Here is a 19,152-nt window from a genome sequence, read left to right as displayed (position 1 = left end):
GTAAAATTAGTAACCAGTAAAGGAGGTACGAAAATGCTTGGTCCTACCAATTTTTTAACAAGACACATACTCAACTTTTTAGTAGCTACTACTGCACTTGTTGTTGCGATTATTAATATACCTAGCATGGCTAGCCTATTATCGCTACCTCTTGCTATTGTAGCATACTACGCAAGTAACAAAATTACATTGTTCATCCAAAAATCAAGCCAAAGTAAAAAAATCGGCTTTTCGAAATCAGAGTATAAGTTAATCGAGGCCCAATTGAAACAAGCAAAATCACATGTACAAGCACTGAACCAACAATATGTACGAGTACGTTCAGTTCGTTCGTTCAAACAAATTAACGAAATGTCCAAACTAGCAAAGCGCATCATCAATATCGTACAATCAAATCCGCAAAAATTTTATGCGGTAGAAGATTTCTTCTATGCTCACCTACCATCAGCGGTGCAGCTTTCTGATAAATATACGTTACTTACAAAAGAACAAATTCCTGGTACAGATATTCATTTAGCACTAGAAGATACACGTAGAACATTAAAAGAGCTACAAGTAACAATAGAAGATGATTTAAAAAGCGCTCTATCTTCAGACATTGAAAATTTAAAAATCGAGTTAGATTTTGCAAAAATGTCGAACGAAAAGCGAAAAGATCGATTAAAAATCGGCGGTGAATAAGCTATGACAAATAACCATAATCCATTTGAAGCGTTCACAACAAGTGACAATGTGGATATTCAAGTTAGTAAAGATCATTTTGCGGTGAATGTTGCGAACAATGCAACATCACCGCTTTTCGCGTCACTTTCAAACGATATGAAGCAGCGTTCATTAAAGCTGGCACTCCATTTAGAACCTAAACAATATGAAGATGTGCTTGCTTTTGGTCTACCATCACAAGAAGCGCTAAAAAAATTCACCTCACAAATGCTCAATTACATACAGCGAAAAGATGTGCGCAAAGTTGGCGATGTGTTAAACGATTTACTGCACCACTTAGAGCTCATTGATCCGGATGCGTTAATTGAGCAGAAAAAGGGCTTTTTTGCAAAGATTTTCAGTAGACCAAAGCAATCGATTCAAGAAGTGATGACACAATATAATAAGCTTTCTAAGCGTATTGACCGTTTAAGCATCCAACTCGAGCATAACCAACATGCCTTACTAAGCGATTACCAATTTCTAAATGAGCTTTATGCGATGAACGAAGACTACTTTCAAGAAATCAACGTTTTCATCGCCACATTAGAAATAAAAAAACAGCATATTTCCGATGTCGTATTGCCATCTATTGAAAAAGCTATTTCTGAAGATGCTGATCCGTTTAAGCAACATGAATTAAAAGATATTCAAATGCAAATCGAATGGCTTGACCGCCGTATGTATGATTTAGAATTATCACGAGAGGTGGCCATTCAATATGCTCCTCAAATCCGGTTAATTCAGCAGACCAATCAAATGCTTATTGAAAAGATTCAAACGTCGATTATGACCACTATCCCGCTCTGGCAGCAGCAAATTAGTATGCTTCTTAGCATGAACAACCAACGCCGTGCTATGCAGTCTCAAGAACGTTTAATGAACGCTTCAGAACAAATGATGCGCAAAGGTGGAAAAATGCTTGAAGTACAAAAAAACAGCAAGCGCCCTACCCTATCACATACAGACGTAGACCGCTTCAAAGCAACCCAAATGCAACTGTTACAAGATATTGAGGATACCCTACGCATGCAGGTAAGCACCGACGAAAAACGCAACGAGATTGAGCATACGATTTTGGAACACAATTAAGGGAATGCTCCAAAAAGGGTGTTTGAGCCTGAATTTTACTAAAAGCCGAAATGTTGATTTATCAAGGTTTCGGCTTTTTTAAACTCTTATTTTAATTAGAGCGAAGAAGTAATTTTTGTCCCTTGGTGAAAATGCATCTTCCAATGTCCGTCAATTAATTTCCATATCGAACTGCGTAATGAATGTTCGTTATTCATTTCGTTATAAATTCGATAGGTTGTTAAAACGATTTCTTCTGACATTGGATGAATTTCAAAATCACTCAACTTCATTTGTACTACGCTAAGACTCATCTCTCCAATGTTTTCGTCTTTGTATAATACTTTTCCTGAGCTTCCGAATTCAAAAAAATTGTCTGCTAGTAGATTAGATAGCTCTTCTTTTGATGTCCTGATTTCTGGTTTCAATAATTTTTCCTCTAGTTGTAATAACTGTTCTTTTAAAGATTTATACGCCATTTATAGTCACCTTTTTCAGTTAATATTTTTGATATTAGTCCTCTTCAATGCAACTAGCCTACTTGGATTTGTTTAAGGGAATTTCTTCACAATCTTTAATACAACATTAACATAAATATCCAATAAAAAGTGTCTGTACGAGGAAAATGTTGGAGCTGTACCTAGGCAATAATAGTACGAATGCTAAAAATATCACAACGCGTGCGTGACAAGACTCACTTTAAAGGAAAACTACAGAGTGAATTTAAAAAAACACCAATCCTCAAATTTGAGAAATGGTGTTATTTTTCGTTTCATTATGCGAAGTATTCTTTGTAATAACCGCCAACTTCGCCTGTGTTATCGATGACGAATACGAACTCTTCTGTTTCGTTTTTTACTGCATACTCTTTACCAACTGTTAATACATTTGATACTAAATATTTTGATGCGTTCGTGTGGACACATTTTACTGTGCGGATTGTCGGTGCATCTTTCCATTTTAAATGTAACATTAAAAATACCTCACTTTTACGTAAATGAATTCTATCTTATTTTATACGATTTTCATACTAGATGAAAGTCTAGAGTCAAATTTACTTTTGGAAGTTTGATTTGGCTCTATACTCCGTGTTACACTCACAAGCGAGAGGTGGATATTAAATGGCATTTGGTAGCCTTCCGATGTGGTTTTTCGCCATTGCGATTGCCTTTGCAATTGTTTTTATACTTATAAGCGAATACAACTCACGAAAATAAGCTCGCAATTTTGCGAGCTTATTTATATTAATATATTAGCTAGAATTACTTTACCGTAATGTTCGTTTTAAGAATTCTTTTGTACGGTCATGCTGTGGGTTTACAAGTACGTCATATGGATGACCTTCTTCAACAATTACACCCTTATCCATGAAAACAATTCGGTCTGAAACTTCTTTTGCGAATTCCATTTCATGCGTTACAATTAACATTGTGTTCCCCTGATCCGCTAAATGACGCATTACTTTTAATACTTCCCCTACCATTTCTGGGTCAAGAGCTGAAGTTGGCTCGTCGAACAACATGACATCTGGATCCATTGCAAGCGCACGAGCGATTGCAACACGCTGCTTCTGTCCACCAGATAAATGCTTTGGCTTGGCATTTTTATAAGCAGACATACCCACTAATTCAAGATATTTCATCGCATTTTGCTGAGCTTGTTCTTTTGAACGCTTTAATACTTTCATTTGGCCAACCATGCAGTTGTTTAACACATCTAAGTTGTTAAATAAGTTGAACTGCTGGAATACCATGCCTAAATGTGTACGGTAATTTTCGATATTGTGGCCTTCATTTAAGATGTTTTCACCATTGTAAATAATCGAACCAGCTGATGGAGTTTCTAGTAAGTTAATGCAGCGTAAAAGTGTTGATTTACCAGAGCCTGATGAACCAATTAACGTTACTACCTCACCTTTGTTTACTTGGAAATTCATATCTTTTAATACTTCGTTTGTACCAAATTTTTTGTTCAAATGTTGAATATCAATAACGACTGACATGTTATTCACCACCCTTTTCTAGCTTGTTCCCAGTAATAAGCTCCACTTTGTAGCTCTCTGGACCGTCCATTTTCTTCTCGAACATTAGTAAAATACGCGTTACAGCAAACGTCATAATGAAGTATAGCACCGTTGCGATGAAAAATGATTCGATATAGCGGTAGTTACTGCCGGCTACTGAGTTCGCTGTGAAGAATAGCTCTACAACCGAGATAACACTTAATACAGAGGAATCTTTAATATTCATTACGAATTGGTTCCCTGTTGCCGGTAAAATATTTCGTGCAACTTGTGGAATAACGATGTGAATCATTGTTTGTAAGTGATTCATACCAATTGCTTGTGCTGCTTCAAATTGCCCCTTGTCGATTGACACAATCCCACCGCGCACATACTCTGCCATATAGGCACCTGTGTTTAAACTAATTACAATTGACGCTGCTAAGAATCGGTCAATATCAACACCTAAATATACTAAACCATAGAATACTACCATTGCTTGAACCATCATTGGCGTTCCACGGAAAATTTCTACATACGCTGTCAAAATAAAGTTAAAGATTTTTATAATAACTGTTTTTGCATTGCGTTTACGCTGTGGAATTGTATGCATAATGCCAATGAAAAATCCGATCAACGTACCACAAATTGTCCCGATAATTGCAAGTAGTAATGCTGTCCATGCACCGCGTAGGAATAAATCCCAGTTGTTAGTAAACAAGCTCCATACTGACTCTAAAAATACCATCGAGTAGTCCTCCTTATACTTTCACACTTCACATGATTAAATTTTACCTAAAAATCACAAAAGGCTGTCTCGCTCGTTTGCCGGCAAGACAACCTATTTGTTTAGCAGCTTACTCGGCTGCTGGTTGGTTTGCAATAGCGTCTTCCATTATCTTTTGACGCTCTTCTTCCGAAATTTCAGCTAAAACTTTGTTGATTTGTTCCGTTAAATCTGAGCCTTTTTTTAGACCTACTGCTACAGCTGTTGCAGATGGGTCAGCTTCGAAGTTTGGCTCTGGTACGATGTATTTAATGTTTTTAAGAGCCATTTCAGCAGAGATCCCTTCAGGACGCTCTGATACATAGGCATCAATTGCACCTGATTGTAATTGTACGCGCATTGCACCAAAGTCAGTACCTGCCACTTGTTTTTTTACGCCAGGAATTTGGTCAATTACATCATAGTGTGTTGTAGCTTGCTGACCTGTAATTTTTGCACCTGAGAAGTCTGCTAATGATGTGGCGTTTGCATATGGTCCATCTGCTTTTACAACGATTACATAATCACTGGTATAATAGTTTTCCGAAAAATCAATTGTATCTTTACGTTCAGCTGTTGGTGACATACCTGCAATTACTACATCAATCGCACCTGATTGTAATGATGGGATTAAACCGTCCCAGTCTGTTTTAACAATTTGTAATTCCATATCTAAACCTTCCGCGATTTTTTTCGCGAATTCTACGTCATAACCTGCTGCATATTCTTTAGAGTCTTTAATTGCTACGCCGCCGTTTGAATCATCTTTTTGTGACCAGTTGAATGGTGCATATGCTGCCTCCATCCCTACTTTTAAAACCTTTTTACCTGATTCGCCTGTTTTTTCATCACCTGATCCACAAGCTGCTAATACTAGCATTGTCATCATCGCTGTTAGGAAAATTAATAATTTCTTTTTCATAGCAAATCTCTCCTTTTTTTATAATTTTTGGGTTTTACAGATACTAAAAACGACCTAAAAGAAGTCTTTAGGTCGTTATACGTGTACAGTTAGCCCAAATCCTCTACATTCCCATTTTGAGATAGCACAACTCAATCATCCGGGATGATGATTGAGACAGTTCTGCAATTATTCACTACAGACCCAGCATTATTAATTCGAGCGTTAACAACACTTCGGCGACATTTCCTTCTTTCAAACTTCTTAGCCAGCTCAATGGCTCCATAAAAAACTAATAAATATCGCGCCTCTACCTCACGAGTTTGTGAGGTTTTGATATGAAATTGATATGTTTATATTACATTAATGTTATATATCCGTCAATAAGCAATTTTCAGATAGTTAACGATTTTCTAAGAATACGCAATTTTCCCAACTAAATATACGGCGCTCATGAACACTTACATTTGAAATCGATATTTCTTCTAATACATTATGCTTCTCTACTTAAAAAAATGTCCCGATTGCATTACGCCAAAAGTCGAAATTATCGCGTGTTGACTGCGGACAATACTAATGTCATACGAAAATAAGTGCTGACACTCATTGTTGCGAGGCTTTACGTGAATCGAATTCAATGATTGTTCGACTTCGATTTCCTATCGAAATAGATTTTTATGCGAAATTCAATATTCTGTTTTTAACCATAAAAAAAGCTACTGCATGCAAAATACAGACTGTTGCTTCATCATCTTACCTATTCTTTTATTAAATGTCTTTTACATAAAGTACACATTACGGTTCCGTAGTAGCTATCTTTAATAAATTGAATTTTATTTTTCGCACAGAATATTTTGAAATTTCTATACTTATTTCCCGCGCAATATTTTCTAAATATTCTGCAAAATGAATCTGGAAATACATTAGTTATATGAATCATAAATATCCCTTCTATTGTAAATTCCTCTTAACCTTCGAAAAAAGATAATACATTAATTACCATCAATCGTTTATATATGGTAATATTAGTTAATAGTTATATTATTTAGACAATCTACTAATTTTTAGAAAGGTGATGTGTATATGAGTAAAACACTTGATAGTTTACAACAAGAAATTATTTTTGAAGCAAAAAAAGGATTCCCAATTTTGCTATCTGGAGCTGTCGTCTTTTTAATTTTCATGCTAATGTACTTTGTTTTCCCAATAGAAATTGTACATTTAATTTGGATATTTGGTTTAGGTGTCATTTTTCCTCTTGGCATTTTCATCAGTAAAATTCTTGGCGTTAATTTAAACGCTACTAACAATCCTTTAGGCACTTTAGGGGGAATAGTTGCAGCTCCTCAAGCTTTTTATATACCTGTATTTATAATTGTGTATATGAACATACCTGAATACCTTCCATTCACAATTGGTTTGCTTGCAGGCTCTCATTTTCTACCTTATATATGGATTTATAAAAGTAAATCTTACTTATTTGTTACTTTAGGAACCTGTTTCTCTGCTCTAATATTAGGTGGCTTCTTTGTTGATCATGCTTTCATACTTGTACCTTTTGCAATATCTATTGTGTATGGTACTGGAGTGCTTTTAATTAAAAGAGAACTTAAAATCAATCTTGTTTAATCACCTATTATTAGGTGATTTTTTCCCCCTTTATAAAACAAACAAAAAAACCCCACAAACACTTATATTACAGTGTTTGTGGGGTTCCGTGTTAATTATGAGTTTAATAATAAATCTTCTGGGTTTTCGATCATTTCTTTAACTGTTTTTAAGAAGCCTACAGAATCTTTACCATCGATAATACGGTGGTCATAAGATAATGCCACGTACATCATTGGACGGATTTGTACTTCACCGTTTACAGCTACAGGGCGGTTAACGATTGAGTGCATTCCTAAAATACCAGCTTGTGTACCGTTCATGATTGGTGTAGACATTAATGAACCGAATACACCACCGTTTGTGATAGTGAATGATCCACCAGCCATGTCGTTTAAGCCTAATTTTTTGTCGCGAGCTTTACCTGCTAATTCAGCAATGTTTTTCTCGATTTCAGCGAAGTTCTTAGCGTTAGCATCACGAACCACTGGTACTACTAAACCTTCTTCAGTTGATACCGCAATACCGATATCGAAGAAGTTGTTTAAGTGAATTTCATCACCATTGATTTGAGCGTTAACGTATGGATATTTTTTAAGTGCTGCAACTACAGCTTTAGTGAAGAATGACATGAAACCTAATTTGATGTCGTTTGCTTTCACGAATTGGTCTTGTTTACGTTTACGTAATGCCATGATGTTCGTCATGTCGATTTCGTTGAATGTAGTTAACATTGCAGTTGATTGTTTAACTTCTAATAAACGTTTTGCAATTGTTTGACGACGACGAGACATTTTTTCAACTGTTACGCGGTCAGTTTCACCAGCTGGCGTGAAGATCATTGGACCCGCTGTAGCTGCTACTGGTGCAGCTGCTTGTACAACTGGAGCTGTACCGTGAGCTGCAACATCTTGTACACGTACGCGACCTTGTGGATCTACTGGAGAGATCGCAGCTAAGTCGATTCCTTTTTCACGAGCTAATTTACGAGCTGCTGGAGATGCGATTACGCGCTCACCAGAAGTTTCTTCAACTACTACTGGAGCAGGTGCTGCTGCTTTTGGAGCTTCTTGTGCTGGAGCTGGGGCAGCCGCTTCTTCTTTAGCTGGTGCTGCTGGAGCAGGTGCTGCGCCTTCGCCAGCTTCAACTACTGCGATTACTTGACCTACAAGTACAGTGTCGCCTTCTTCAGCTAAAATTTGTGTTAATACGCCTGCTTCTTCAGAGATAATTTCAGCGTTTACTTTATCTGTTTCTAATTCTACGATGAATTCGCCTTTTTCTACGCGATCTCCAACTTTTTTCACCCACTGGGCAATTGTACCTTCAGTAATTGATTCTGCTAACTCAGGGACTTTAATATCAGCCACGTTAATATCCTCCTTTAATAACGCTATACATTTCGTATAGCCGGCTACTCCTTTTTTTGAAGTAGCCGTATTTCAATTAAGTAATTACGAATTATTTTTCAAGTGCTTCATTCACTAATTTAGCTTGAGCTGCTTTATGTGAATCTCCATCACCTTCAGAAGTTGAGCTCATTGCAGGACGACCTACATAGCGAACTTTTTTACCTTCAGCGATATCATATAATGTTTCAAGAACATATGTCCAAGAACCTTGGTTTTTCGGCTCTTCTTGTACCCAAACGATTTCTTTTACGTTAGGGAAACGAGCGATGATTTCTTTCACTTGCTCTGCTGGGAATGGATAGATTTGTTCAACACGAACGATGTGTAAGTGGTCCAAACCTTCTCCATCTTTTACACGTTCAGCAAGGTCGATCATTACTTTACCTGAACCAAGTACTACTTTTTCTACTGCTTTTACGTTTTTACCTAAGCCTTCTTGCTCGATTACTTCTTGGAAGCGACCAGTTGCAAGTTGCTCAGCAGATGCTGCAGCTAATGGGTGACGTAATAACGATTTAGGTGAAACAACTACTAATGGACGAACGCCTTCAGTACAAAGTAGACCTGCTTGACGACGTAATAAGTGGTAATAGTTACCTGCGTTTGAACAGTTTGCTACGAACCAGTTGTTTTCAGCTGATAATTGTAAGAAACGTTCCATACGGCTAGATGAGTGTTCTGGGCCTTGACCTTCATAACCATGTGGTAAAAGAAGAACGAAACCAGATTTTTGACCCCACTTAGAACGAGCACTTGAGATAAAGTTATCGAACATTACTTGTGCCATGTTCGCGAAGTCACCGAATTGTGCTTCCCATACAGATAAAATATTTTCGTTTTCTAAGTTGTAGCCATATTCATAACCTACAACCCCTGCTTCTGTAAGTGGCGAGTTGTAAACTGTGAATGAAGCTTTTACGCCATCTACATGGTGTAATGGTGTGAACTCAGAACCGTTGTTTTTGTCATGTAATACTAAGTGTCGTTGAGAGAACGTACCACGTTGTGCATCTTGACCAGTGAAACGAACTGGTGTGCCGTCTTGCGTAATTGTAGCGTATGCTAATGTTTCAGCATGACCCCAGTCAATTTTCGCAGTTGCAAATGCATCGCGACGTTTTTCTAAAATTTTACCTAATTTGTTTTGTGGCTCGAAACCATCAGCAAATACAAGTAAATCTTCATTCACTTTTGCTAAACGCTCAGCAGTAACAGTCGTGTCGATTGCTGGGAATTCAACTTTTAATTCTTCTGGCATTTCAAGCGATTTGTGCTCGTCTTTTTCTGCCATCGCTTTTACGTAATCGTAAGAAGCTTGCATTTCAGCATAGATTTTAGTATCTATAGCTTTTACTTCCTCCGCTGATAATACACCTGCTGCTGCTAACTCAGCACCGTATAAAGCACGAATTGGTTCGTGTTTAGAAACTAATTTATATGTTTCTGGGTTTGTTACTGTCGGATCATCTGTTTCATTGTGACCATAACGACGGTAACCAATAAGGTCGATTACGATATCTTTTTTGAACTTCGCACGGTATGCCGCTACGAAGCGACCAACAGCAGCAACAGTTTCAGGGCTATCCGCATTCACGTGAACTACTGGGATATCATAACCTTTTGCAGGGTCAGATGCGTAGTTAGAAGAACGTGAATCGAATAATTCCGTTGTGAAACCAATCATGTTGTTGGCGATAATTTGTACAGTACCACCTGTTTTGAAGCCATTAACTTGTGAGAAGTTGAAGCCTTCAGTTACGATACCTTGACCTGCGAAAGCAGCATCACCATGTAATAAGATACCCATAGCTTTAGAATCATCATGTTTTGCAAAGCCTGGTGCCGAAGTATCATCTTGAGCAGCACGAACGCCACCGATTACTAATGGGTTACCCACTTCTAAGTGAGATGGGTTGTATGCTAATTTAACGTTTAAACCAGAATCGTACGTGTAAGATGCACCCATGTGGTATTTAACGTCGCCAGTCCAACCTTTTGTAATTTCTAATTTACCGTCTTCTGGTAAGAAAAGATCATTAGAAACATGTGCAAAGTCAGAGAACATCATGTCATATGGTTTGTTTAATACGTGTGTTAATACATTTAAACGGCCACGGTGAGCCATACCGATACGTACATTTTTAACGCCTTGTTGTTCTGAACCCTTAATGATTTCATCTAATAAAATAATTTGAGAGTCTAAACCTTCACCTGAGAAACGTTTTTGACCTACAAATGTTTTGTGAATAAACTTTTCAAAGTTTTCGATACGAGTTAAACGCTCTAAAACCGCTTTCTTTTGGTCAGCAGCTAATGTTTGTTTAAAGGCACCTGATTCAACTTGTGCTTCAATCCAAGCTCGCTCTTCAGCATTTTGTAAGTGAGCTACTTCAACACCAACTTTATCAGCATAAACTGATTTTAAGTAATCGATTGCTTGCTTACCATTTGTAACACCTGCTGGTACTGTAGCAAAGAATACTTCAGCAGGAATAGCAGCAAGGTCTGCATCTGTTAAATTGAATACGCTTTCTTCAATGCGAGTAGTGTCTAATTTTCGGTTTTTAAGTGGATATAAATCCGCAGCTAAGTGACCGTTTTCACGAATTGACGCTGCTAGTTTAACTGCAGCTAATACTTTTTTGTAGTCTCCAGAACCTGCTACTGCAGCAGTAGTCGTTGCAACTGGCGCTTGACCATTCACAAATACAGGACCACCGTAAGCTTGGAATAATTGTACTAATTCCGGTTCAACTTCTTCAGGAGACTGCAGGAATAAGTCATATTGCTCTAATACGTAACCTAAGTTAGGACCAGAGAATGCTGACCATGGAGAACCTGCAGGTAATACATTGTTCGACATGAAAATAACCTCCAAATTTCGCCTTATGGCTGTTCCAATAATTTACTTTGAAAAACATATTTGAATAATATTAATACTATCCCAAATGTTGTTTTATCTGCTGACGATAATAAAGAATTTCTTTATTTATCTACCAAAATAAATCAAATAATATTTTACCATTCTTTATCGCAGACTGAAAGCACATTGTTTGAGCGCGCTAAAGAACATTTTTTCCATCTCAATCTTACTACTCTTCACAAAAAATACAACTATTTTTATAAAAATAAGCAATTTTTTTCTTGAACCATCAAAATTACACGAATATGCACTAAATTCACTCTATTTTTTAAATAACTTAATTACAAATGCCGTGCCATTATTTAGTGTACTTTCGACATTAATCTCCCCTTGGTATTTTTCTAGGAGCATTTTTGTAATGCTCAATCCTAACCCTGTACCCGAAATTGCGTTTGTTCGCGATGCGTCAATACGGTAAAAACGATCAAAGATATGTGGTAAATGCTCCTGTGCGATGCCGATCCCGTTATCCTCTATCGTCACAAAAATAGCGCTTTTTGTATATTGTATCGTTGTTTGTAATATTGGTTCGTTAATGTTATATCGAATTCCATTACTCATAATATTTCTAAAGATTTGCGTTAGTGCATGTTCAGTTATAACCGCATTTCCTATCTGCCCTATAACAGTTAATTCAAAATTTGCATTTGGATAAAGTTGCTTCAACTCTTTGCTTACTTGGTTATAGACGACTTCGACATCCGCGCTTTTGGTTTCATCTGCTTCTTCATTCCGTGCAAGCTGTAGTAGCTCTTCAATCATTTTTTTCATACGTGTAATTTCTGCAAGGGATGTATGTAACGATTCTTCCAACACCTGTGGGTCATTCTTTCCCCAACGCGAAAGAAGCGATAAATGACCTTCAATTACTTGGATTGGCGTTCGTAGCTCATGTGAAGCATCGGCAACAAATTGCTGTTGCTTTGTAAACGAAATTTCGAGCTCATTCATTAACGTCCTATACATATGAAGCAAGTCTCCTATTTCATCGTCGGCTTTATATTGAAACTCTGGTTGTGCCTTGAAGCCGTCATTACGCACTAAATTCATGGCATCTCGAAGTTGCACAAGCGGCTTCATTAATAGATTTGCCAAATAATAACTAATTGAAACCGAAAATAATAACGCACCTATCCCAACAATAATAATAGTAGTTAATATATACTTCATCATCGAATGGAAGGTCGTTAATGGATGAATAAGCTGCATAATCCCTTGGAATGGACCAATTTGTACAAGTTGATGGACAACAAAGGAATCTTTCCCATCTACTGTTTGTTCACTAATATTCGTTTCATTGATATTAGCGTTATTAGGAAAATCCGCAACCGACGTAATGTCATTAATGCTTAATACTTCAATACCGTCCATATTAAAAATTCGTACCGTTTGTTCTTGTGTTAAAATCGCCTTCATCAGTGCACTATTATTTTGCAAATTCTGTATTGTAACAGATCTTTCCTGCGCGTAAAAAAAACTCGTCATATCATCTACTGTACGCATTGCATTTTTTTCTTCATTGTTTAATAGCCACGTTTGCAGTGCAATATAGAGTACAACCGAAATGATGGCGTAGCTAATAAATATTGTAGCACCAACTGCAAGTATCCACTTTGATTTTAACGATGTCTTTAAGAAGCTTTCCTCCAATCGTTTCATACACGTACCACATAGCCAACCCCACGTACCGTCTCTATGTATGGCTCATCGTCAGTTTGTAGTTTAGACCGTAAATGGCGAATATACACATCAACAACATTCGTTTCAACTTCCGTTTCAAAGCCCCATACACGTTCTAAAATCGATTCACGCGTGCAAACGTGGTTATTATTTTCTACAAGTAGCTTTAGTAAATCATACTCTGTTCTTGTAAGTTCCAGCTTTCTTCCTTCAAATACGACTTCATAGGCATTGACATCCATTTCTAAATTTCGGATTTTAAGAATATCCTTTTGCTCTATTGGTTTAACACGACGCAAAATTGAACGAATTCTCGCTAAAAGCTCCTCAATTGCAAATGGTTTTACGATGTAATCATCTGCCCCTGCATCAAGACCTGCCACACGATCCATGACTGCATCACGAGCTGTCAATAGCAAAATTGGGACATCGCTTACTTTGCGAATACGTCGACAAACCTCGATTCCATTTAGTTCTGGCAGCATTACATCCAGTAAAATACAATCAAAATTTTGTGAAAGTGCAACATCAAGCCCACTTCGACCATCATGTGCCTGAGCCGTTTCAAATTGTTCATGTTGCAATTCTAACTCTAAAAAACGAGCGATGCTTTTTTCATCTTCAACAATTAAAATTTTTTGCTTCAAAAAAACTCCTTCTTTCTTTTGTACATGAAACTTATTTACAGTGTACCATGAGGGCTACTATTAACCCACGAAAAAGGGATGCGAAATAATCGCATCCGTGAAATTTATTAGAATTGAGATTCTTGGCATAGTCGAAATGAATTTCTCGATTTTTGTTTGGCTTCATATAAAGCTTGGTCAGCTAAATCGATTAGTTCATCTAAACTCGAGCTATGATCTGGAAAAATCGATATACCAATCGTTATTGTCGGTGAAAAGTGAACGTTATTAATTTTCCAACCAATTGCTAACTGGGTTTTTATACGGTCAATAATGTGTTGGATTTGTTCCATTCTCTCAAATTCCTCTAAAGACAAGCCCGTCACAACAATTAAAAACTCATCGCCACCTAATCGAATGACTAAATCATCATGACGCACACTACTTACTATAGATTGGCCAAAGCACTTTAAAAATTCATCACCTACATCATGCCCATACTGATCGTTAATTCGCTTGAAATTGTCACCATCTAAATAGAAGATCGCTATGCTTGTTTGTGAAACTTTTGCCCGTTCTTCAATTTTTGGAAATTCTTTATATAGCTTACGTCTATTTCCCAATTGCGTTAAACTGTCGTGATACGCTAAATACGTAAGGCGAGTTTCTAACTCCTTACGTTCTGTAATTTCACGCGAAACCATGACAATTTCAGCTACTTCCTGTTCCATCAGCTCTAAAGAAATTGTGTAGTTGCCCTCTGTCCAGATGTCTCCACTGAATTTTGAGCGCAGTTGTAATTCAATTTTTTGTTCTTGTATCGCACTGTGTTGAGGCTGTTCAATTACATCACGCCAAGTATCAATACTATCAGAAGTTAGCAAGCACTCATATGGCAATCCGATTAATTCGTCGGACCTGTAACCAAGCTTACGCATATAGGATGGGGATGCATATTTGATTTCACCAGATTGATTGGTTATGACAATAAAATCATTGGTATTTTCTGTAATCGCACGGAATGTCTGTTCAATTTTATAAAGCTCAGACATCAAACGTTTTTCTGAAGAAATGTTGTAGTGTATCGATAAAAATTGTTCAATTTCACCTTTTATATTTTTCAACGGAATAATTGTCATATCCATCCAGTAAATATCACCATTCTTTTTACGATTACATACATCATTACGCCAAATATAACCGTTTTTAATGGTATCCCAAAGCTTCACAAAAAATTCTGGTTCATGATGCCCCGAGTTGAAAATACGGTGATTATGTCCAATTAGTTCCTCACGTTGGTAACCAGTATTTTTTAAAACTCGCTCATTCACATCCAAAATTGTTCCATCTATACTCGTAAATAATACATCTGCAACCGAACTAATCGCATTCTTAAACGTTTCTAAGCCGTGCGATGCAGTTTTTAAAGCCTGACCTTGTTTAATTAAACTTGTAATTTCTTGCAAAATAATAAAGACCGCAAATATTTCATCATTGCTCGTCAGTGAAGAAAAAGTAGCGCTATAATGGCGGGTTTGTCCATTTTTATCGATTAAATGCAACATTTTTGATGTAATATTTTCACCTTTTTGCGCAAGCTGTAAGTATTCTCGCAAATGTGGTGCAGTCTTTTCATCCACAAATGGAATATCAAAAATGGTTTTACCCTTCATGATTTCTGGCCTTAAATTGAAATCATCAGCAAATTTCGGATCGGCCTCAATTAGACACATTTCATTTGAAATTAAAATCGTCGATAAAAACGATTTTAAAAATACTGAGCGCATAAACAAATATTTGTCTTCCATATCTCGACTCAAGTGCACTTCTTTTGTAATGGCCAAAATATATTGCTTGTCCGCTTCAATTATCGGAATTGTTGATGTGCGCTGTTTTCGTACTTCCATTTCAGCATAGGTATAATCCTCAAAATCCACTTGCTCACAGTTTTGAAGTGTTAAGTTATAATTCTGTAAAATGTTCTTCGCTATATGCGGTGACACAACTTGCCCAACGAATTTCCCTGTAGGTTCCATGTTAATTAGTTTTTTCGCTACTTCATTTACATGGACATAGCGATAATCCTCATTAACTTTTTCCATAAAGAACACGGCATCATGACTTTTGCCAAATAATAACTCGAATTGCTCAACGGAAAATACCGAGCTCATGAAATCCCTCCCTATAGCATTTAACGCTAATTATATTGTCCTAACTTTTCTTTTACATAAATATTACATTTTTCATATTGTAACGGTTCTATTGTTAAAAAACAATTTATAAATTCAAATTTATCCGCTTTAGATTCAACTTCATAATATCCGATAATTGTCGCATTGCCGATTAATAATAATTCATATTGATTTTCACACATTTGAACGCTGCATTGAACGAAGCCACCAGGATTGTATACCGTCACAACCTGGTTACTTACATAATTCTCAACATTGGCAATTAACGCAGATGCTGTCATTGCTGTACCACATGCATTTGTAAAGCCTACACCTCGTTCATATGTACGAACGAAAATTTCATGCTCAGAAATCGGATAAACATAGGACACATTTACCCCATCCGGACAAATATCATTTTTGCCGTTCAAATATGAAGCCAGTTGTTGTTGATGAGTTGTATCCATAATATGAGAAGACTGCACAATCCCTACTAAATGTGGGTTCGGCACTGATACAGCTGTAAATAAAATATCGTCTGAAAACTTCGCTAAATTTTCATGTCGAATTTGGTTTTTGTCATCATAGTGCATCGGCAATGTATTTAAATCAAATGATACGGGTGAAATTTCGACTGCATAGGTTGGCAGCTCTTCAAAAATCGATTGTGCTTTTTTCACATGTAAGTTGGCATGCATCGTTTCAATTACCGCCTCTTCAATATCAAGTTTTTCACAAATATAACGGGCAACACATCGAAGGCCATTGCCACACATAGATGCTTCTGAACCATCTGCATTAATAACCCGCATTTTTGCATCCGCTATTTGAGATGGAAGGACTAACAATAATCCATCTGCACCACCTTCATTGGATTTATCACATAGCCACTTTGTTAATTGCACATAATTTACTTCATTATCATATAATGCTTCGAATAAATAAAATGTATTGCTTGAGCCATGTACTTTTAGTAGTTTCATCGTTTTAAACGCTCCCTCTTTACTCTATCGATTAGTTTATTATACTTCGCTAAAATTACTTCTGACAATAAAGAAGAGAATATTAAGATTGTTCAGAATTAATATGCAATTAATGAGAAAAATATGTTTTTTTCGTGCTTGAATGTTGCATAAATAGAAGTTATTATAATAAAATGTAGATAATAAATTTATTTCGATATTGCTTTTCATAGTCTAGTTTAGAGCGAGACATACGACTAACGTACAAATAGTTTAACGTCAGATTCTTTTAGGTTGAATCAAGTTCGAAATGACCGCTGCCTTTGGATATAAAACCTTTTTCATTTCCTTTTGAATAAGGTTTTTTAATTTTCACATTAGGCTCTACCATTTTCTTCTTAAAAGGAGGCGTTTCTCATGTTAAAACAAAGAGAACTTCACGAAACTGCAGAACTGTACGAGTTACTACGTCATCCGTCTGTGTTTCCTTATGTACGTCAAAAAGCAACATCTGCCGAAGAATATTTATTTATGACGAAGCAGTTAATGGAAGAAGAGCAAAACGGCTTAACAATATCACGAACGATTATCGATGAATGGGGTACGCCAATCGGTACAATTAGTATTTTCGATATTCAAGATGGTGCCGGCTTTTTAGGCACTTGGATCGGTCAACCTTTCCAAGGCATTGGCTATAACCAAAAAGCAAAGTTAGCTTTTTTAAATGAGTTGTTTTATGACTATAATTTTAGTACGGTATTTTTACGAATTCGCAAAGAAAACGCTCGCTCTCAAGCTGCCGCGCTAAAATTACCTTATGTGGTCGATGCTGAGCACTCAAATCCATCATTATTTAATGAAATCAATCAAGGTGAAACGAAATTTCTTCTATTTAAAATCCCAAGAGACTTGTTCTACTTAACAACTGCGTATACGCAAAGCGAAGACGAAGAGCAAGCAATGTAAAAAATCGCCAAGGCATTTTGCCTCGGCGATTTTTATTTTTCGTATTGTGTGATTAATGAAACCATTTCTGACGGTGTCTTTGGCTGTTCTACATCTAGCATTTTGTCGATCATTTCATCGGCATTAGCTGCTAGTGTTTCGACCGCCCTGTAAAATGACTCTTTTGTCATCGTATCTTCATCAAGTACATGCGCAAAGCCCTGCTGCTTAAATAAACGAGCGTTTAAAATTTGGTCACCACGACTTTTTGCAGCTGATAATGGAATTAATAGCATCGGTTTATGAAGCGCTAAAAATTCAAAAATTGAATTCGAACCCGCACGTGAAACAATGAAATCGGCTGCATATAGCAAATCAGGTAATTCATCTGTTACATATTCAAACTGTCGATAGCCCTCTAAATTTAGCAAAGATGAATCTATATTCCCTTTACCACATAAATGGATAATTTGATATTTTTCACGTAATTTCGTTAGGTTCTCTCGCACAGCATCGTTTACAACAACAGACCCTAAGCTTCCGCCCATTATTAGTAGCACTTTTTTATCTGTTGTAAAGTCGCAGCAGGCAAGTCCTTGTTCGCGATTGCCTTCAAATAACTGCTGGCGAATAATCGAGCCGGTACAAGTCGCTTTGTCACTTGGCAAATGTTTGACCGTTTCCTTGAATACCGTAAAAATATGTGATGCAAATGGCAGGGCAATTTTATTTGCTAATCCGGGCGTTACATCTGATTCATGAACAACAACGGGAATATTTGCTAATTTTGCAGCAATCACTACCGGTACTGAAACAAAGCCGCCTTTAGAAAAAATAACGCTTGGCTTTACCTTTTTAATAGTTGAAAATGCTTGCCCTATGCCGACTAACACTTTAAATGGATCCGTAAAATTTTGTATCGAAAAGTAACGACGTAATTTCCCACTTGAAATACTATGATACGGTAACTCAGGGAATGCGTTGCCGATTAACTCTTTTTCGATGCCATCATGTGATCCGATATAATGCACATCATAGTCTGCATCGATTAATGATGGGATAATCGCTTCATTTAACGAGACGTGCCCAGCCGTACCCCCACCGGTTAAAATAATTGATTTTGCTTTCATAAGTTTCTCCTAACAAACAATATGAGTATTCCATTTTATGCAACATCATTGCATTTCATGCATTTTCTTTTATTGTCATAATGTCACTTACTATATTTATATAATTAATTTATCAAGTAAGGATATGTTTTTATGATAGTAATGTTTTCTTTAAATTTAGGAATTAGTTATGTATAAACATAAGCTCCTAGTGAAATCAAACAATATTTCATTTTAAACATATGAACTACTCTGTTTATTGTAGCATATTTCA

16 protein-coding genes and 1 riboswitch are annotated in these 19,152 nt (G+C 36.7%); of the genes, 4 read left to right on the top strand and 12 right to left on the bottom strand.

Annotated elements, in window-relative coordinates; genetic code table 11:
• The first annotated feature begins 33 nt into the window (after positions 1 to 33).
• Positions 34 to 681: a 5-bromo-4-chloroindolyl phosphate hydrolysis family protein gene (locus LZ480_RS12110; RefSeq protein ID WP_241369702.1), complete on the top strand. Its 648-nt coding sequence runs from the start codon at positions 34 to 36 to the stop codon at positions 679 to 681.
• A 3-nt stretch (positions 682 to 684) separates the two neighbouring features.
• On the top strand, positions 685 to 1,794 hold the full coding sequence (locus LZ480_RS12105) for a toxic anion resistance protein (protein ID WP_241369701.1): 1,110 nt from the start codon (positions 685 to 687) through the stop codon (positions 1,792 to 1,794).
• Positions 1,795 to 1,889: 95 nt separating this feature from the next.
• Here LZ480_RS12105 and LZ480_RS12100 read toward each other — a convergent pair whose 3' ends face one another.
• The 5 genes from LZ480_RS12100 to LZ480_RS12080 all read right to left on the bottom strand — a co-directional run bounded on the left by LZ480_RS12100 (position 1,890) and on the right by LZ480_RS12080 (position 5,463).
• Entirely contained in the window at positions 1,890 to 2,252 is a 363-nt protein-coding gene (locus LZ480_RS12100) for a nuclear transport factor 2 family protein (protein ID WP_241369700.1), read from the bottom strand.
• Between the two features lie 296 nt (positions 2,253 to 2,548).
• A complete protein-coding gene (locus LZ480_RS12095; protein ID WP_241369699.1) occupies positions 2,549 to 2,746 on the bottom strand; it encodes a DUF6501 family protein in 198 nt (65 codons plus the stop codon).
• A 294-nt stretch (positions 2,747 to 3,040) separates the two neighbouring features.
• Positions 3,041 to 3,775 (bottom strand): amino acid ABC transporter ATP-binding protein, encoded by a 735-nt coding sequence (locus LZ480_RS12090; protein ID WP_241369698.1) that lies wholly within the window; start codon positions 3,773 to 3,775, stop codon positions 3,041 to 3,043.
• A gap of 1 nt (position 3,776) precedes the next feature.
• Positions 3,777 to 4,523, bottom strand: a complete 747-nt coding sequence (locus LZ480_RS12085) for an amino acid ABC transporter permease (RefSeq protein WP_241369697.1) — start codon at positions 4,521 to 4,523, stop codon at positions 3,777 to 3,779.
• 109 nt (positions 4,524 to 4,632) lie between these two features.
• The gene (locus tag LZ480_RS12080) at positions 4,633 to 5,463 is read right to left on the bottom strand and encodes a transporter substrate-binding domain-containing protein (RefSeq protein ID WP_241369696.1); all 831 of its coding nucleotides are present in this window, start codon (positions 5,461 to 5,463) and stop codon (positions 4,633 to 4,635) included.
• 114 nt (positions 5,464 to 5,577) lie between these two features.
• A riboswitch (Lysine riboswitch) is annotated at positions 5,578 to 5,763 on the bottom strand.
• 762 nt (positions 5,764 to 6,525) lie between these two features.
• On the opposite strand from LZ480_RS12080, the gene LZ480_RS12075 reads away from it, so the two are divergent.
• Positions 6,526 to 7,071, top strand: a complete 546-nt coding sequence (locus LZ480_RS12075; RefSeq protein ID WP_241369695.1) for a DUF7010 family protein — start codon at positions 6,526 to 6,528, stop codon at positions 7,069 to 7,071.
• Between the two features lie 95 nt (positions 7,072 to 7,166).
• On the opposite strand, the gene odhB is transcribed toward LZ480_RS12075, so the two are convergent.
• The 6 genes from odhB to dapF all read right to left on the bottom strand — a co-directional run bounded on the left by odhB (position 7,167) and on the right by dapF (position 16,845).
• Complete coding sequence (gene odhB, locus LZ480_RS12070; RefSeq protein WP_241369694.1) at positions 7,167 to 8,420, bottom strand: 2-oxoglutarate dehydrogenase complex dihydrolipoyllysine-residue succinyltransferase; 1,254 nt, start codon at positions 8,418 to 8,420, stop codon at positions 7,167 to 7,169.
• A gap of 91 nt (positions 8,421 to 8,511) precedes the next feature.
• Complete coding sequence (locus LZ480_RS12065) at positions 8,512 to 11,325, bottom strand: 2-oxoglutarate dehydrogenase E1 component (RefSeq protein ID WP_241369693.1); 2,814 nt, start codon at positions 11,323 to 11,325, stop codon at positions 8,512 to 8,514.
• A gap of 321 nt (positions 11,326 to 11,646) precedes the next feature.
• Complete coding sequence (locus LZ480_RS12060) at positions 11,647 to 13,044, bottom strand: HAMP domain-containing sensor histidine kinase (RefSeq protein ID WP_241369692.1); 1,398 nt, start codon at positions 13,042 to 13,044, stop codon at positions 11,647 to 11,649.
• Positions 13,041 to 13,712, bottom strand: a complete 672-nt coding sequence (locus LZ480_RS12055; RefSeq protein WP_241369691.1) for a response regulator transcription factor — start codon at positions 13,710 to 13,712, stop codon at positions 13,041 to 13,043. Before LZ480_RS12055 ends, LZ480_RS12060 begins: the two co-directional genes overlap by 4 nt.
• Before the next feature lie 107 nt (positions 13,713 to 13,819).
• A complete protein-coding gene (locus tag LZ480_RS12050; RefSeq protein ID WP_241369690.1) occupies positions 13,820 to 15,862 on the bottom strand; it encodes a sensor domain-containing diguanylate cyclase in 2,043 nt (680 codons plus the stop codon).
• 26 nt (positions 15,863 to 15,888) lie between these two features.
• Positions 15,889 to 16,845, bottom strand: coding sequence for a diaminopimelate epimerase (dapF, locus tag LZ480_RS12045; RefSeq protein WP_241369689.1), 957 nt, complete (start codon positions 16,843 to 16,845; stop codon positions 15,889 to 15,891).
• A 396-nt stretch (positions 16,846 to 17,241) separates the two neighbouring features.
• On the opposite strand from dapF, the gene LZ480_RS12040 reads away from it, so the two are divergent.
• Entirely contained in the window at positions 17,242 to 17,790 is a 549-nt protein-coding gene (locus LZ480_RS12040) for a GNAT family N-acetyltransferase (RefSeq protein ID WP_241369688.1), read from the top strand.
• Positions 17,791 to 17,822: 32 nt separating this feature from the next.
• On the opposite strand, the gene LZ480_RS12035 is transcribed toward LZ480_RS12040, so the two are convergent.
• Positions 17,823 to 18,899 (bottom strand): undecaprenyldiphospho-muramoylpentapeptide beta-N-acetylglucosaminyltransferase, encoded by a 1,077-nt coding sequence (locus LZ480_RS12035; RefSeq protein WP_241369687.1) that lies wholly within the window; start codon positions 18,897 to 18,899, stop codon positions 17,823 to 17,825.
• Positions 18,900 to 19,152: the final 253 nt, after the last annotated feature.

This window comes from Solibacillus palustris, assembly GCF_022549215.1.
GTDB lineage: Bacteria > Bacillota > Bacilli > Bacillales_A > Planococcaceae > Solibacillus > Solibacillus daqui.
Note: the sequence above shows the minus strand (reverse complement) of the source record. Positions and strands in the feature narration are given on the sequence as shown.

What these genes read in the sequence shown, in the direction of transcription:
- LZ480_RS12110 (WP_241369702.1), top strand. Translation starts at nt 34, where the DNA reads ATGCTTGGTCCTACCAATTTTTTAACAAGACACATACTCAACTTTTTA.
- LZ480_RS12105 (WP_241369701.1), top strand. Translation starts at nt 685, where the DNA reads ATGACAAATAACCATAATCCATTTGAAGCGTTCACAACAAGTGACAAT.
- LZ480_RS12100 (WP_241369700.1), bottom strand. Translation starts at nt 2,252, where the DNA reads ATGGCGTATAAATCTTTAAAAGAACAGTTATTACAACTAGAGGAAAAA.
- LZ480_RS12095 (WP_241369699.1), bottom strand. Translation starts at nt 2,746, where the DNA reads ATGTTACATTTAAAATGGAAAGATGCACCGACAATCCGCACAGTAAAA.
- LZ480_RS12090 (WP_241369698.1), bottom strand. Translation starts at nt 3,775, where the DNA reads ATGTCAGTCGTTATTGATATTCAACATTTGAACAAAAAATTTGGTACA.
- LZ480_RS12085 (WP_241369697.1), bottom strand. Translation starts at nt 4,523, where the DNA reads ATGGTATTTTTAGAGTCAGTATGGAGCTTGTTTACTAACAACTGGGAT.
- LZ480_RS12080 (WP_241369696.1), bottom strand. Translation starts at nt 5,463, where the DNA reads ATGAAAAAGAAATTATTAATTTTCCTAACAGCGATGATGACAATGCTA.
- LZ480_RS12075 (WP_241369695.1), top strand. Translation starts at nt 6,526, where the DNA reads ATGAGTAAAACACTTGATAGTTTACAACAAGAAATTATTTTTGAAGCA.
- LZ480_RS12065 (WP_241369693.1), bottom strand. Translation starts at nt 11,325, where the DNA reads ATGTCGAACAATGTATTACCTGCAGGTTCTCCATGGTCAGCATTCTCT.
- LZ480_RS12060 (WP_241369692.1), bottom strand. Translation starts at nt 13,044, where the DNA reads ATGAAACGATTGGAGGAAAGCTTCTTAAAGACATCGTTAAAATCAAAG.
- LZ480_RS12050 (WP_241369690.1), bottom strand. Translation starts at nt 15,862, where the DNA reads ATGAGCTCGGTATTTTCCGTTGAGCAATTCGAGTTATTATTTGGCAAA.
- dapF (WP_241369689.1), bottom strand. Translation starts at nt 16,845, where the DNA reads ATGAAACTACTAAAAGTACATGGCTCAAGCAATACATTTTATTTATTC.
- LZ480_RS12040 (WP_241369688.1), top strand. Translation starts at nt 17,242, where the DNA reads ATGTTAAAACAAAGAGAACTTCACGAAACTGCAGAACTGTACGAGTTA.
- LZ480_RS12035 (WP_241369687.1), bottom strand. Translation starts at nt 18,899, where the DNA reads ATGAAAGCAAAATCAATTATTTTAACCGGTGGGGGTACGGCTGGGCAC.